At 67.1% G+C, this 14,033-nt stretch carries 11 protein-coding genes; all 11 read right to left on the bottom strand.

Annotated elements, in window-relative coordinates:
• Positions 1-40 precede the first annotated feature (40 nt).
• The 11 genes from J0I42_RS09100 to blh all read right to left on the bottom strand — a co-directional run bounded on the left by J0I42_RS09100 (position 41) and on the right by blh (position 13,865).
• A complete protein-coding gene (locus J0I42_RS09100) occupies positions 41-358 on the bottom strand; it encodes a hypothetical protein (protein WP_291654508.1) in 318 nt (105 codons plus the stop codon).
• 166 nt (positions 359-524) lie between these two features.
• Positions 525-2,690 (bottom strand): hypothetical protein, encoded by a 2,166-nt coding sequence (locus J0I42_RS09095; protein WP_291654507.1) that lies wholly within the window; start codon positions 2,688-2,690, stop codon positions 525-527.
• A complete protein-coding gene (locus tag J0I42_RS09090; protein ID WP_291654506.1) occupies positions 2,681-3,700 on the bottom strand; it encodes a family 8 glycosyl hydrolase in 1,020 nt (339 codons plus the stop codon). Before J0I42_RS09090 ends, J0I42_RS09095 begins: the two co-directional genes overlap by 10 nt.
• Positions 3,697-6,150, bottom strand: a complete 2,454-nt coding sequence (locus J0I42_RS09085; protein WP_291654505.1) for a cellulose biosynthesis cyclic di-GMP-binding regulatory protein BcsB — start codon at positions 6,148-6,150, stop codon at positions 3,697-3,699. Before J0I42_RS09085 ends, J0I42_RS09090 begins: the two co-directional genes overlap by 4 nt.
• A complete protein-coding gene (bcsA, locus tag J0I42_RS09080) occupies positions 6,147-8,330 on the bottom strand; it encodes a UDP-forming cellulose synthase catalytic subunit (protein WP_291654504.1) in 2,184 nt (727 codons plus the stop codon). Before bcsA ends, J0I42_RS09085 begins: the two co-directional genes overlap by 4 nt.
• Positions 8,331-8,355: 25 nt before the next feature.
• The gene (bcsN, locus tag J0I42_RS09075) at positions 8,356-9,276 is read right to left on the bottom strand and encodes a cellulose biosynthesis protein BcsN (protein WP_291654503.1); all 921 of its coding nucleotides are present in this window, start codon (positions 9,274-9,276) and stop codon (positions 8,356-8,358) included.
• Positions 9,277-9,700: 424 nt separating this feature from the next.
• Positions 9,701-11,209, bottom strand: coding sequence for an acetyl-CoA hydrolase/transferase family protein (locus J0I42_RS09070; protein WP_291654502.1), 1,509 nt, complete (start codon positions 11,207-11,209; stop codon positions 9,701-9,703).
• A gap of 184 nt (positions 11,210-11,393) precedes the next feature.
• Positions 11,394-11,837, bottom strand: coding sequence for a YeeE/YedE family protein (locus tag J0I42_RS09065; protein WP_291654501.1), 444 nt, complete (start codon positions 11,835-11,837; stop codon positions 11,394-11,396).
• Positions 11,834-12,241 (bottom strand): YeeE/YedE family protein, encoded by a 408-nt coding sequence (locus J0I42_RS09060; RefSeq protein ID WP_291654500.1) that lies wholly within the window; start codon positions 12,239-12,241, stop codon positions 11,834-11,836. The genes J0I42_RS09065 and J0I42_RS09060 overlap by 4 nt, the downstream gene beginning before the upstream one ends.
• Positions 12,238-12,570, bottom strand: a complete 333-nt coding sequence (locus tag J0I42_RS09055) for an ArsR/SmtB family transcription factor (RefSeq protein WP_291654499.1) — start codon at positions 12,568-12,570, stop codon at positions 12,238-12,240. Before J0I42_RS09055 ends, J0I42_RS09060 begins: the two co-directional genes overlap by 4 nt.
• Positions 12,570-13,865: a bifunctional sulfur transferase/dioxygenase Blh gene (gene blh, locus J0I42_RS09050; RefSeq protein WP_291654498.1), complete on the bottom strand. Its 1,296-nt coding sequence runs from the start codon at positions 13,863-13,865 to the stop codon at positions 12,570-12,572. Before blh ends, J0I42_RS09055 begins: the two co-directional genes overlap by 1 nt.
• Positions 13,866-14,033: the final 168 nt, after the last annotated feature.

Below are 14,033 nucleotides of genomic sequence, written 5' to 3'. Positions count from 1 at the left end.
CCGGGCCGCTGATCCAAGGGCGGAAGCGTGCGCGAGCCGCTCACCAGCCGCGATGACGGCGATAATAGCCCGGCGGCGGGCCGTATCCACGGCGCGGACCATAGCCATAGCCCGGCCCATAGCCGTGGCGGGGACCATAGCCGTAGCGGGGCCCGTAGCCGCCGCGCCCATAGCGCTGCTGCCGCATCGTCTCCCGCATGATCATATGGCGCCGCTCCGCGGCGGCCGACCAGGTGTATTCCGCGGTCTGCTTGTCCAGGCGCTGCGCCACCGAGGCCGGCAGCTCTTCCGCGGCCATCGCCGGCGCGACGAACGATATGCCGATACCGAGAGCGGCAAGCGTGAGGAATTTCCGCATCCATGTTCTCCTTGTGCTGACTGCACTAAACGCGCCAAAGGGCCAACCGTTCATGAACAGCGTTGTTGGCTCATGTTCATCGACGGCCCCTTCAACCTCCGTCCCGCTCGATCGGAGGGACGGGGATGATTGACCCTGCGAAACCGGCGCGACGGTCCGATACCGTTCACTGGATATTGCGCTTGGTGACATCGCGGATCGTTGTCAGACCGGACAGCGCCTCCGGCGACTTGTTGACCTTGTACAACGTCTCGAAGATGCGTTCGGCATCCTGGTAGCGACCGAGATTGTAATAGGACCATCCGCGCATCAGCATCAGGTCGGTCGTCTCGGGCGCCAGACGACGACGCTCCGACAGGGTGACCAGCGCACCGTTGAAATCCTTGGCGTCGTACTGGGCATAGAACTGTTCCGCGAGGAGCAGCGTGGACAGCTCCTTGCGGCGCGCCGGCGGCAGGTTGGCAGCACTGGCCGCGACCATGGCCTCCGTCGTCAGTCCCTGCTGCATCTTGGCATAGGCCAGACCTGCTGCGGCATCGGCAACGACCTGCGCATTGCCGCCGCGTCGCGCCACTTCGAAAGCCGCCGCTGCGGCGACAGGCCGCTTGAGATTGAGGAGGCACCAGCCCCGCTGCAAGGCGGCCGCGCCGGAGCTGCCGCCTCCGCAATCGCCACCAACGCGGGGAGCGGCCGCTTGCCTGGCGGGTTCCGCGGCAGGCCCGGCCTCGCGTGCGGCCGGGTTGTCGCGGCCGGCCCGGATGATGGCAGCCGGCCGGCGTTCGGCAGGTTCGTCCGCAGGCCCCGCCAACGGCCTCTGACGCATGTCCCGCTGCCCCCCGGTTGGCGGAACCGAACGGGCGCGCCGTGGATTGAGCACGTCCGCGATCCGCTGTGAACGGCCGCCCCATTCGGCGACCAGCGTGCGCAGACCTGCCTGGTCGCGCTGGCGCTCGCGGACAAGTGCCAGCCCATAGGCCGCCGGCTCGTATCCTCGATCCCAGGACAGCGCGGTGTCGAACCAGGTGCCGGCGGGGGTGATCTGCCCGGCATTATAGGCATACCAGCCGAGCGCTCCGGCGCCGGGAGCGTATTTGTCCTGCCCGACGGTCCGGACGATGCGCTCGATCACGGTGCGGTCGAGCCGCGGCGGCGGCTCCTGCGTAAGCAGGGCGGTGACGGCGTCGAGATAGGCCTTGCGATTGGCCGCGCCGGCCTCCAGCCACCGGGCGCCGAGCGTCTCGGCTTCCTGGTAGTTCCGGGTCGCGCCGAGTGCGAGAACGGCGCCCTCGGCGGCCTTGGCGCCGCCATCGCGGCCCAGCGCCGTCTGGAACCAGGTCACTGCCTTGGCCGGTTCCTCATGGTGGAGCGTGTAGAAGCCGAGCAGGATGGCGTCGTCGGGCGTTGCAGCCGCGTTGGCCAGGGCTTCGATGCGCTGGATCTCCGCCGGCGTCGCCTTCTGCGCCGGGTCGTCGGCAGCCTTGCCGATATGGCGCCGGGCGATCTCGTCGCGGATGCTGGCGAACTCGTTCTGCCGCTCCTGACCGAGCAGGGCCTCGACGAGGTTCTCCGGCAGGGTCGCGAGCGCCTTCTGCAGCGTGCCGACCCGCTCGGCCGGATTGGTGCAGTTGGTCAGGACATAGGCATAGGCGTCGCGGGCACGCTCGGGCTTGCCGGTCTGGACGAAGGCCTCGGCGACCCGCCAGAGCGCATCGACGCTGGCGCAGGTCAGCATGGCCGGCGTCTCGGTGCCAAGGCGGATGACCTGCTCCCACTGCCGGGCGTCCGAGGCGTTGACGAGGCGCTGGCGCGCTTCGGCGGTATCGAGCTGGGCGGCGAGATCGGCCGGGGCACGCCAGTTCGGATCGGCACTGCCGCGCTGGACGATCGCGGCACGGACTTCGCCATATTTGCCCTCGGCAAAGAGCCGCCACATCCGCTCCAGTTCGGCATCGCCGGTCTGACCTTGCGAGGAGAGGTCCGTCGGCGGCCTCCACTCCGGGTAGAGCGCGCGCAGCCTCGCGAGTTCGGCTTCGTAGCGGCGGGTATCTCCCTGTCCCGCGAAATAGCGCAAAGCCGTCTCGTCGATCTTGGGCGGGGGCTGCTGAGGCGTCGCTGCCGGGCGGTTCGGATCAGCGGGGGCCTGCGCCGTGTCGACTGGTGTCGTGGCGACGCCGGCAGGAGGTTGCGGCGGCTGTTGCGGGACCTGTGCCTGCGCCGGCTGGATCATCGGCTGAGCGAGTTGGGGCGAGGCGATGTCATGGCCATAGCGGCCGAGTGTGTAGAAGGCGACGCCCGAGACGGCGACGGCGACGAGAATAGGTTTCACAGGCATTGCGGATACCTCTCGCCAAGCATCGAGAGGGCGAGGAGATGCAGCGTCGACGGATAATAGGCGGTGGGCTGGAACGTCTTGAGTTCGGCCGGAATCGGCGTGCCCTCGATAGCGCAGGCGATCGAAGCGGAGAGGATGCGGTAGCCTGCATCGGGCAGAGGCTCGACCGGCTTGCCGCTGACGACATCGACGACCGCGGTGCCGGCGGCCCAGGCCTGGCGGAAGGGTGCCAGGCGTGCCTTGTCACCGAGCCCCGCGCGCAGCAGGTAAAGCGGGATGCGGATGGCGTTGTAACCGAACTGCGCCGGGAAGCCTTCGGCAGGCTTCGGCTCGGCCTTGACCGAGAGCCATTCCGGTGCCGGCATCCTCCGCTTCGCGAGATCGTCCAACAGCTTCAAACCGCTGGCCTGGACCTGCATCCAGCGCTGATCCCCGGTGAGCTTCGCCAGGATGGGGAAGGCCTCGAAGACCCAGTAGGACGGATTGACCACCGGCCCGTCGGTGCGGTCCTTCTCCGAGAAGCCCGCAGCCCCCGGCATGAGCCAGGTCTGGCCCGCATGCTGCCGCAGAGCGACCTTGGCGAGCGATGTCGCGATCTGGCGTGCGGCAGCGCTATGAGCCGGCATGGCCCAGCGTCTACCGGCACAGGCCAGGGCATCCGCGATCAGGAGATCGCCGTCGCTGGCATTGTTGATGTCGGTGACATGCGGGCTCGCCTTCGGGTCCCAGCGCCAGGCTGCGAGACCGTCGTCGCGGATCAGAAGCTCGGTCCGGGTGAAGGCGAAGATGCGCGCGAAGGTGGCGCGGTCATCGGCGAGGCAGGCGAGCAGCAGGCCGTAGCCCTGGCTCTCGCTATGGCTAATGCCGCCGTTGAGATCATCGACGACGCGTCCTTCGGATGTGACGAATTTCTGCCGGTAGAGCGCCCAGGCGTCGGCCGGCACAGCCGCGCGCGCACCGGGCGCGAGACCCAGGAAGACGACGGCCATGGCTGCGAAAACCCGTCTCATGATCGCCGACCCAACCGCCCGAGCATCAGGGAGGTTCCGATGCCGAGTCCGATGCAGGCCGTCAGCAGGGCCAGAGCGTAGATGCCGATATTGCTGGACATCCAGTTGGCGAAGACGAGGCGCATATTCACGAGGCTGAAGGGGCGCGTCATGACGAAGGAGGTGCTGTCGGCCGAGATCACATGAGCCTCCTGTGCGCCACGGAAGGCGGTGATCTTGCCGGCCATGCCGGCCCAGTTCCCAGGCGAGACGATGCGGCTGACGGCGCTCTGCAGGGTCTCGTCCCGGCGCGCGATGAAGGCGGTCCAGACCTGCCGTGTGTCGGGATCGGCGGCCTGGGCCGCGATCAGATCCGTCCCCTCGGCCGGCTCATAGAGCGTCGGTGTCCGCGACGGTGCCCGCAATTGCGCGAAGGAGAGATCGAACGTGCGCTGGAGCCATTGGTCGAAGCCGATAAAATAGCGCACCAGCGGGCCGCCATGCGAGCCACGCCAGCGCTCGCGGATCGCCTCGGTCGTCGGCGCTGCGCCGCCGGAGGCTTCCGGCGTGGCCTCGCGACCCTGCAGCCGGTCGATGACCGCGTCGAAGACGGCCGCTCCCTCGGCATCCGGCGTCACCACAACGGCATCGGCGCGCTGCGGCCAGGTGGCCCGGACATTGTCGGCGATGCCGACCCGCGGCAGCAGACCCGCCGGCATCTGGCCGGCCGCGCCGACAACCAGTGCCGGTCTGTCGCCTACGGTCGCAGGCCCGGCCAGGACATCGACGGCCAGGGGGCGGCTGGCATTGCGCGCGATGCGCGCGAGAAGGGTCGCGGCGGCACCGAGATTGGCGGTGTCGTGGCGCCCCATGATCAGGGCGACGCGCGACGCGACCGAATAGGGAAAGCCGGTGCCGGCGACGGCACCGAGATTGGGGCTGACACCGATCTTGGCGAAGTTCGGAATGGCCAGAGCGGAGGTGTCGAACAGTGCGAAGCGGCTCTTCCCCGGCAGCGTCGCGCCCGGGCCGCAGGCGAGATCGGGCTTGGTTACCGTCACCGCCTCGAACCAGATCTCATTGATCCCCGGCCGGAAATGCCGCAACGGGATCGTGATCGGGAACTGCTGGAAGAGCCCGCCCGTCGCGGCGTTGAGCGGCACCGTCGCCGCGACATTGCCGTTGACGAAGATTTCGACATGGCTTTCGCCCGGCAGAACATCCTGCGAATAGCCACCGTCGAGATAAAGCGTCGCCTCGCCATAGGCATTGGCGTAGAAATCGCCGGGCATCGCGACGACCGCACGCACACGCATGCGCCGGCCGGTGGATTCACGGGTGGTGATGCCGAGCTCGGAGAAGCTGATCGCCTGCTTGTCGGAGATGAAAGGCGCATCCGGCACATGCCAGCTCGCCGTCTCCATGGTCTTGCGGTTGATGTTGGCGGGCCGCGAGACCGGCGCCGTGAGGAGCCGGGCGATCAGGGCTTCAAGATCGGGCCAGCCTTCGGCCGTCACGAGCAGGAGGTCGGTATTCTTCTGCGGACCGGGGATGAAGCCGAGGAAGCTGCGGCCGCCCGCATCGGCCGGAAGCCCTCCCAGCAGCGCCCGCATCTCCTCCCCGGTGCCGAGCGCCACGGTCAGCGTGCCTGGCCGGATGCGAGCGGGCAATTGCTCGGTCACGGTCACTGCGACCTGCCCATATCGGCCGCGCAATGCGAGCGCCTGTGCAACGGCGAGGATGCTGTTGGCCGCAACCGCCCGCGAGGCGCCGGGCGCGACGATGACGATGTTCGTCTGGCCGCCTTCGTCGGCGCCGACAGCCGGCAGATCGTCGATGCTGCGCAGGCTCGACGGCCGGGCGCCGGGATTTCTGAAGGTCAGGCGGGTGCCGGCACCGTCGATGCGCGTCCAGAGTTCATAGGTCGATTCCACGGTGCAATCGGTACGATGACGCTGCAGCGCCTCGAAGCCGATCGTGTTCTGCCCGGCCCGGAGCAAGCCCTTGCGCAAGGCGATGGAGGAGCGCTGCAGACGATCGGACGAGACGATCGGCACTTCGCTGACACGCTCGCCATTGATGCGCACCGTCAGCCGCGAGGCTTCCGGCATCACGACGAGGGCGTTCTGGAAGGCGATGTCGAGGCTGGAATCGGCCGCGGCCTCGTCCTGCGTCAGATAGAATGCCCAGTTGCGGGCATCGCTCTCGCCTTCCAGCGTAACGCGCGCCGCCGGCAGCAACGGCTTGAACACGAGGGCCGGGGCTGGCGTCGGACTCGCGTCTCTCGGCAACGCCGGCGCCGGCGTTGCAGGCGCGGCCGGGCTTGCCGGAGCAGGCGCGGGCGGCGCGATCATGAAAGGCGCCGGGCCGGGTTGGGCAGGTGGGGCCTCCTGCGCCGGAAGCGGCAAGGCGGTGAGCAAAACGGAAGCCGCGATTGCGGCGAGGCGGGCCGGGAACCGATGGCGCTTCATTCCGCAGCTCCCGGCCGGCTGGTCGAGCGGGACAGGCGGTAGAGACCGAAGAAATAGGACAGTCCCCGGCTCGTCTGGAAGATGGCGAGGCGAAGGAAGCGCAGCGTTCCCAGGATCACGCCGGGATTGTGGCGCCGCGCCTTCTGGAAGCGGCTCCAGTTCTCGGCATCGGAGAAGGCGAGGTCCGCGATGATGCGGCTGTGCACCGGTTCGGTCGGCTCGTAGCTGCAGCCCAGCAGCAATCCCTTGTCGTCGGGGAGGACACGCCGGACACGCACGGGCAAGGCCGCGGGAGGCATGTCGATCGTGGTCTCGAAGGTGATCGCCCCGTTTGTGCCCACCGGCAACTTGTCGAGCTCCCTGGACATCACCCTGACCGCGATGCCGTCGACGGAGACGTTCTCGGTGACGACCCGGGCCTTGTGCCCGTCGATGGCGATCTCGCCGCGGCGCTTGACCGCGAAGCGCCGGGCGCCGCGCCCTTCGGGCCGCTCCGAGACCACGCCGAGCGCGCAGCCGGCCATCAGCAGGTTGAGGATGTTCCACAGGCCGACGACGAAGGTGATGTCGGCGTTATAGGGTTCCGTGATGATGCGCCAATAGGTGGCGACGAGGCCGAGCGCGAGCACGGCGAAGATAATGAAGAACGGCCGGCCCAGCTCCGAGACGCGCCGGGTTTCCAGCGACTCGTTCTTGGCGGTGACCTTGAAGGTCGGCTTGCTCGGATTGAGCAGCACCGAGACCACTGCCGGCAGCAGATAGACCGACTGGATGAACTCGTAGAGCTCGGAGATCCATGGCCAGCGATAGCGGCCATAGAGGTAGTTCTGCATCATCAGGTTCACCACCATGTAGCTCAGCACATAGGCGATGAACTCCGCGCCGGAGGCGGTGAAGATCTCCAGCCCGAAGAACAGGTAGAACAGCGGCGCGACCAGGAAGGTCAGCCGGGCGAAGGGGAAGAGCCAGAACAGGGCGGAGGAGGAGTAGCAGAGCCGCTGCGGTAGCGAGAGGCCGCGCTTGAACATCGGGCGGTGGAACATGAGAATCTGCATCATGCCCTGCGCCCAGCGGGAGCGCTGACCGATGAAACTCGTGAAGGTCGCCGGCTGAAGCCCGGCGATCAGCGGCTTGTCGACATAGACGCTGTGCCAGCCGGTGGCATGCAGCGTGATCGCCGTCTCCGCATCCTCGGTGATGCTGCGCCCCGAGAAGCCGTTCGTCGTCTCCAGCGCCGTGCGCCGGAGCACCGCGGCCGAGCCGCAGAAGAAGGAGGCGTCCCATTTGTCGAGGCCGCGCTGGATGATGCCGTAGAACATCTCGTTCTCGGAGGGCATCGAGCGGAAGGTCTGGAGATTGCGCTCCAGCGGGTCGGGGTTGATGAAGAAATGCGGGGTCTGGACCAGGAAGAGCTTCGGGTCCTGGCCGAAATAGCCGACCGTCTCGGTCAGGAAGTCGCGCGCTGGGGCATGATCGGCGTCGAAGACGACAATCAGCTCGCCCTGCGAATGGGCGATGCCATTGTTGAGATTACCGGCCTTGGCGCTGAGATTGCGCTCGCGCGTGAGATAGGTGACGCCGAGGCCCGCGCAGAGCTTCTGCAGAGCTAAGCGACGCTCGCGGGCGGCGCTGGCCGCGGCGAAGTCGTCGGCATTGCATTTCTCGTCGGTGGCACCGTCATCGAGGAGGTAGATCTTCAGACGATCGGCCGGATAGTCCATCGCCAGCGCCGCCGAGAGCGTCGTCGCGAGCAGTTCCGGCTCCTCGTTGTAGGAGGGCACGAAGACGTCGACCGTCGGCGCGTTGGCCAGATCGATCGGTGGCGTCTTGCGCTTCGGCAGCGGCATCGCCACGACGAAGAGGCTCAGGCCGAGCATGCCGATATTGTAGAGCTCGGCGAGATAGACGATCAGGCCGGGGATGAAATCCTCGAGCTGGTTGACCGGCGGCAGGGTGCTGGTCGTGCGCCAGTAGACGTAACGCAGCACCATCGCGGTCCCCAGGCCGAGCGCGATCAGGCGCCAGACGCCGTAGGGCCGCAGGAACTTCAGCACGACCATCGCGCCGACCACGATCGTCCCGGCGATCAGATGCGCCTGCAGGCTGATCGGCATGGTGACCAGCGCAATGACGACCATCGCGGTGACGGCCCAGAAAATGACGTAGCTCGCTGTGCGCATCGGGCTTTCGACAATCCGGGTGCGCTCAGGGCGCGGTCGGCGGCGGAACGGTGGGATATCCCTCGAGCGGCCTGATCGAGACCGGATCGGGCGCCTGCGGCTCCGCCGGGACCGAGCTGCGCTGGCGCGCCGGCCGCGGGCGGGCAGCTTGCGGACGCTGTGGGGCTTCGTCGAAGGAGGCTTGCGGCGCCTGCGGATAGATGGGTGCGCCGGCCTGGCCGAGCTCCGGCGCAGGAGCAGGTCCGTCGCCGATCGGATTCCAGCCGGGCCGCTTCAGCCTAGCGTTGAAGGCGTAGCCATAGGCCAGGCGCAGCAGCGAGGCCTCGGTCGCGGCAGGGTCGCAGATGCGCAGACGCACCGAGATCATGCCGGATTTCGGTCGGAAAAGGCTATCGCTCCCCGCCAGGCGCTGCCAGGCGTAGAGGCAGGCCTCGCCGCCGGTGCCACGGCCGAAGGCGTAGCCGAACGGGCCGTATTTGTTCTGGACGAAAACTGCCGAGGGCGCCATGGCGACCCCGGGGAGGCGCTCTTCCATCTCCTTGGCGATGGCGAAGTCTTCGATGCCGGGGTCCTTCAGCAGGTTACCCTCGACACCTGCGGCCTCGGGAATATCGGCCGCCGTGAAGAAGGCGATATGGATCGCGTTCTCGCCGGGCGTCCTGCCGCGGGTGGCCAGGGAGACGGTCTGCGAGACGGCGTTCTCGTAGGTCCTCTGCGTGACGCCGGTCACCGGAAAGCTTGCGGGTGGCGGCAATGCAAGGGCGCGGCCGATATCGACGGTCACCGAGCGCGAGGCGGTAACGAGCTCGTCGGCGGAGATCCGCTGTTCGCCGCAGCCGGTTGCAAGAAGGGCCAGCCAGGACACAACGAGCACCCGCGCCGCAGGCCGCGGCAGGCCTGAGCATTCGCCGCCAAGCTTGGGATCGATGAAGTTCCAAGCCTTCATAGGCACGCGTGCCGATGTCGGTCCAGCATCGTCATGTCTTGACCATTGGTTAACACAGGTTAACGCTAGGTTAATCCTGCCGGAGGGATCACGCTGCATCCTGCGCGCGTGCTACGCGCCCCCAATACAAGTGATTCGGGAGTTTATTCCAACCTGCGTCAGGACAAATGTTCGCATTGTCCATGAAGGATGCCGATTTCACTCTGGCCGATGGCGAGCCGAATGGGGGGATTTTGCGGGCCCCCTCTGTCCGGGCCAATTTCCGGTCGTAGGCGCATATGCGCCCTGACGAAGCCTGTGCGCGGACTGGAGCAGACGGAGCCAATCTGCCGGTCGTGCCCCTGCTGGTGGCGCCTTGCCTTCAAAGCCGCGACAACGGTGGAGACCCGGCGCCTGAGCGCCGGTAACTCCGGATCAGCCTCTCTCAGCGTCGCATGCTGCCCGTATCCACGAAGTGCTGGTGCCAGGACAGGGCCTCGCCGGGCAGGCAGGGCGACTGCTGGCCGTAGGAGCCCGCCAGGGCCCGGCGGAAGTAATCCTCCAGCGCCGGCCGGTAGTCCGGGTGAGCGCAGTTGGCAATGATCGTCCTGGCGCGCTGCTTCGGGCTGAGGCCACGCAGGTCGGCCAAGCCCTGCTCGGTCACGATCACCTGCACGTCCTGGGTGATGTGGTCGACATGGCTCGCCTGCGGCACGATGGCCGAGATGGCGCCGCCCTTGGCGGTCGAGGGCGTCATAAAGATCGACACGAAGGCGTTACGGGCAAAATCGCCGGAACCGCCGATGCCGTTCTGGATGCGCGAGCCCATGATGTGGGTCGAATTGACGTTGCCGTAGATATCCGCCTCGATCAGCCCGTTCATCGCGATACAGCCGAGCCGGCGCACCAGCTCGGGATGATTGCTGATTTCCTGAGGCCGCAGGATCATCCTGTCGCGATAGCGCGCCATGTCGGCATTGAGTTTCGCGGCCGCCTCGGGGCTGACAGAGAAGGCGGTTGCCGAAGCGAGCGTCAGCTTGCCTGCGTCGATCAGGTCGATCATGCCGTCCTGGATCACCTCGGTATAGGCGGTGAGGTTATCGAAAGGCGCATCGAGCAGGCCGGAGAGGACCGCATTGGTGATGTTGCCGACGCCGGACTGCAGCGGCAGCAGCGAGGGAGGCAGCCGGCCCCTGGCCACCTCGTGGCGCAGGAATTCGATGAGGTGGCCGGCAATGGCGCTGGCCGTCCTGTCAGGCGGGGCATAAGGCAGGTTGCGGTCGGGCGACTCGGTTTCGACGATCGCGACGATCTTGTCGGGATCGCAGCGCAGATAGGGTTCGCCGATCCGGTCCTGCGGCTTCACCAGCGGGATTGGCACGCGGTTCGGCGGCAGCGCCGTGCCGTAGTAGATGTCGTGCATGCCTTCGAGTTCGCCGCTCTGCCAGCGGTTGACCTCGAGGATCACCTTGTCGGCACGGTCGAGCCAGGTCTTGTTGTTGCCGATCGAGGAAGACGGAATCAGAGAACCGTCCGGCCGGATACCGGAGACCTCGACGACCGCCATGTCGAGCGGCCCGAGGAAGCCCTGCCAGGCCATCGGCGCGACCTGGGAGAGATGCATATCGAAATAGTCCATCTCGCCACGGTTGATTTTCTCGCGTGCGACCGGATCGGAATTATAGGGCAGACGGAACTCGATCCCATCGGCCTTCGCCAGCGCACCATCCAGCTCCGGGCCGGTCGAGGCTCCGGTCCAGACGCGCACCCGAAAGGGCTGGCCGGCGCCGTGCGCGGTTTCGATGCGCTCGGCCAGTGCGAGCGGCACCGCCTTCGGGTAGCCGGACCCGGTGAAGCCGCTCAATCCCAGGGTCATGCCGCTCCGGATGAGCGCCGCCGCATCCTGTGCGCCCATCACCTTCGCGCGTAGCGCCGCGTTCGCAATTCTCGACATTTCGGTTTCCGTCTTGCTCGGCCACCCTTGGCCTACCGGTCGTAGCGTCAGTCAAGCCCGCCGCAACGCGTTGTCGTGTCCGGGATGGGCAGCATGGGTACCGATCGAGACGGCCCGCAGCTCGCACCGATCGCCACATGCAGGCCGACGACGACGGAAGCGGGCCCCGGAACGAGGGCTGCTCTCAGCGCGGCAGCATCCCCGAGATCACCCGATCGTGCAGGATCATCCCCGCCGCCATCGCGGCCACGAACAGGAGAACCGGTGCGAGCCCCATCGACAGGGCCGAGACCGCCGGACCCGGGCAGAAGCCGGCGAGCCCCCACCCGGCTCCGAACAGCGCCGAACCGGCCACCAGCCGCCCGTCAATCTCCGTCTTCTCCGGCAGATGGAAGCTGTCGTCGAGCACCGGGCGCCGCAGACGGCGCTGCAACATCAGCCCCGGCACCGCCACGAGCACGGCGCCGCCGAGCACGAAGGCCAGGCTCGGATCCCAATGGCCGCTGGCGAGATTGAGGAAACCGAGCACGCGCGCGGGGTCCAGCATGCCGGAAAGCGACAGGCCGAAACCGAAGAGCGCGCCGGCAAGGAGCGCGACGAGGATACGCAGGGGCGCGAGACGGTTCACCGCAGAACCTCCATCAGCGTCGCCATGGCGCTCCCCGCAAGAAGGAAGGTCGCAGTCGCGGCGAACGAACGCTTCGAGAAACGGGCGAGGCCGAGGATGCCGTGGCCCGAGGTGCAGCCCGAGCCCATGCGCGTGCCGATGCCGACGGCGAGACCAGCCACGAGGATCACAGGCCAGGAGGCAGCAATGGTCACGGGCGGGAAGGTCCCGAAGGCCAGCATGTAGAGCGGCGGACCGCTCAGGAGCCCCAGCACGAACGCCGCATTCAACGGGACCTGCCCGCCGCCGAGCAGACGGCCGACGATGCCGCTGATCCCGGCGATCCGCCCGTCGAGCAGCAGCAGCGCGACGGCGGAGAGGCCGAGCAGCATGCCGCCGATCAGGGAAGGCCAATAGACGCTCATGGCTGCTGCTCCGGTCCACAATAGATGCCGTAGAGAGCTTCGATCAGGCGCGCGGCCTTGTCCTGGCTCAGGCGATAGAAAATCTGCTTGGCCTCGCGGCGCGTCGCGACGACCCCGGCTTCGCGCAGCGCGCCAAGCTGCTGCGACAGACTCGGCTGGCGAATGCCAAGCCGCTCGCCAAGTTCGCCGACGGCGTACTCGCCTTCGGCAAGTGCGCAGGCGAGTTGCAGACGCGCCGGATGCGCCAACGTCTTGAGCAGGCCGGCAACCTCGCCGGCCCGCGCCGCCATCTCCGCCGGCGGCAGCTTGCGGGTTGTTGCGACGACCATCACCATGCGGCCCCGGCGAGCGCATCGAGCGGAAACTTGAGATAGCGCCGGCCATTGGCTTCGGGCTCCGGCAACCGGCCGCCGCGAATATTGACCTGGAGCGCATGCAGGATCAGCTTCGGCATCGGCAGGGTGCGGTCACGCGCCTCACGCAATGCAACGAAGCGCTCCTCCGTCATGCCGGCCAGATGCGGGTTCGCGCGCTTCTGCTCGCCCACCGTGCTCTCCCATCTGGCCGCGCGCCCGCCTGGCTCGTAATCGTGCCCGGTGAACAGGCGCGTATCGTCCGGCAAGGCCAGGATGGCCTGGATCGAAGCCCATAACGCCCTGGCGCTGCCGCCCGGAAAATCCGCCCGCGCCGTGCCCCCATCCGGCATGAAGATCGTGTCATGGACGAAGGCCGCATCGCCGATCACATAGGTGACGGAAGCCAGCGTATGGCCGGGCGAAAACATCACGCGGCCGTCGAGATCGCCGACCTTGAAGCTGTCGCCTTCGGCGAAGAGCCGGTCCCATTGCGAGCCGTCGGTTTTCAGATCCGGCCAGTTGTAGAGGCCCTGCCAAAGCTTCTGGACATCGGTGACGCGTGCACCGATGGCCGTCGGAGCGCCCGTCTTCTGCTTGAGGTAATGAGCGGCCGAGAAGTGATCGGCATGGGGATGGGTGTCGAGAATCCACTCGACGCTCAAGCCCTCACGCGCCACATGGGCGAGAATCTCATCGGCCTGATGCGTCGCGGTCGCTCCGGATTTCTCATCGAACTCATAGACCGGATCGATGATCGCGCAGCGCTTCGTCCTGGGGTCGGCGACGACATACTGGATGCTGCCGGTGCGCGGCTCATAGAAGCCCTTCACCTGCGGCGCCCGGGCGGCGTTGCGGGCAAGCCACTGGACCGCGCCCGAAAGATCGAAACCGTGCACGCGACCGAACGCCTCGACCTCGCCGGGCTTCATCCGGCCTGCCAAAACCTCGCCCAGTACATGCAGAGTCAATGAACGCGTACCGCTGCGGCAATGAGCGTAGACCGGCCCCTTCGCTTCGGCCACCGCCTCCTGGAAGGCGCGAATATCAGCTTCCGTGATCGTCGCCCCCGTCACCGGGATAAAGCGATAGTCGAGCCCGGACTGATCGAGAATTGCCTTCTCGACAGCGTTGCCCGGCTGTCCTGGCTCCTCGCCCTCGGGCCGGTTGTTGATGATGGTGGCGAATCCACCAGCCGCGAGGGTAGCGAGCGCCTCCTGCCTCGGCTGGCTGGCGACCGTCAGCCGGTCGTCGATCTTCACGACAGTCATCGCGGACGTCCTTTCGTCATATACATTATATGATTGCATATAATGTATATTGTAAAAAGGCAAGCGCCCCCGATCGGGCAGGCGCATGAGGGTCACGCGACCTGAGCCGGGCCAGCTTTTGGGGCGGCGCCGATGTTGCCGATTGGCGCTCCGAAGGCAGGGCGAAGG

This window comes from Allobosea sp., from assembly GCF_017308015.1.
Lineage (GTDB): Bacteria > Pseudomonadota > Alphaproteobacteria > Rhizobiales > Beijerinckiaceae > Allobosea.
The sequence above is the reverse complement of the archived record's forward strand: the minus strand, read 5'-3'. Positions and strand labels throughout refer to the sequence as shown.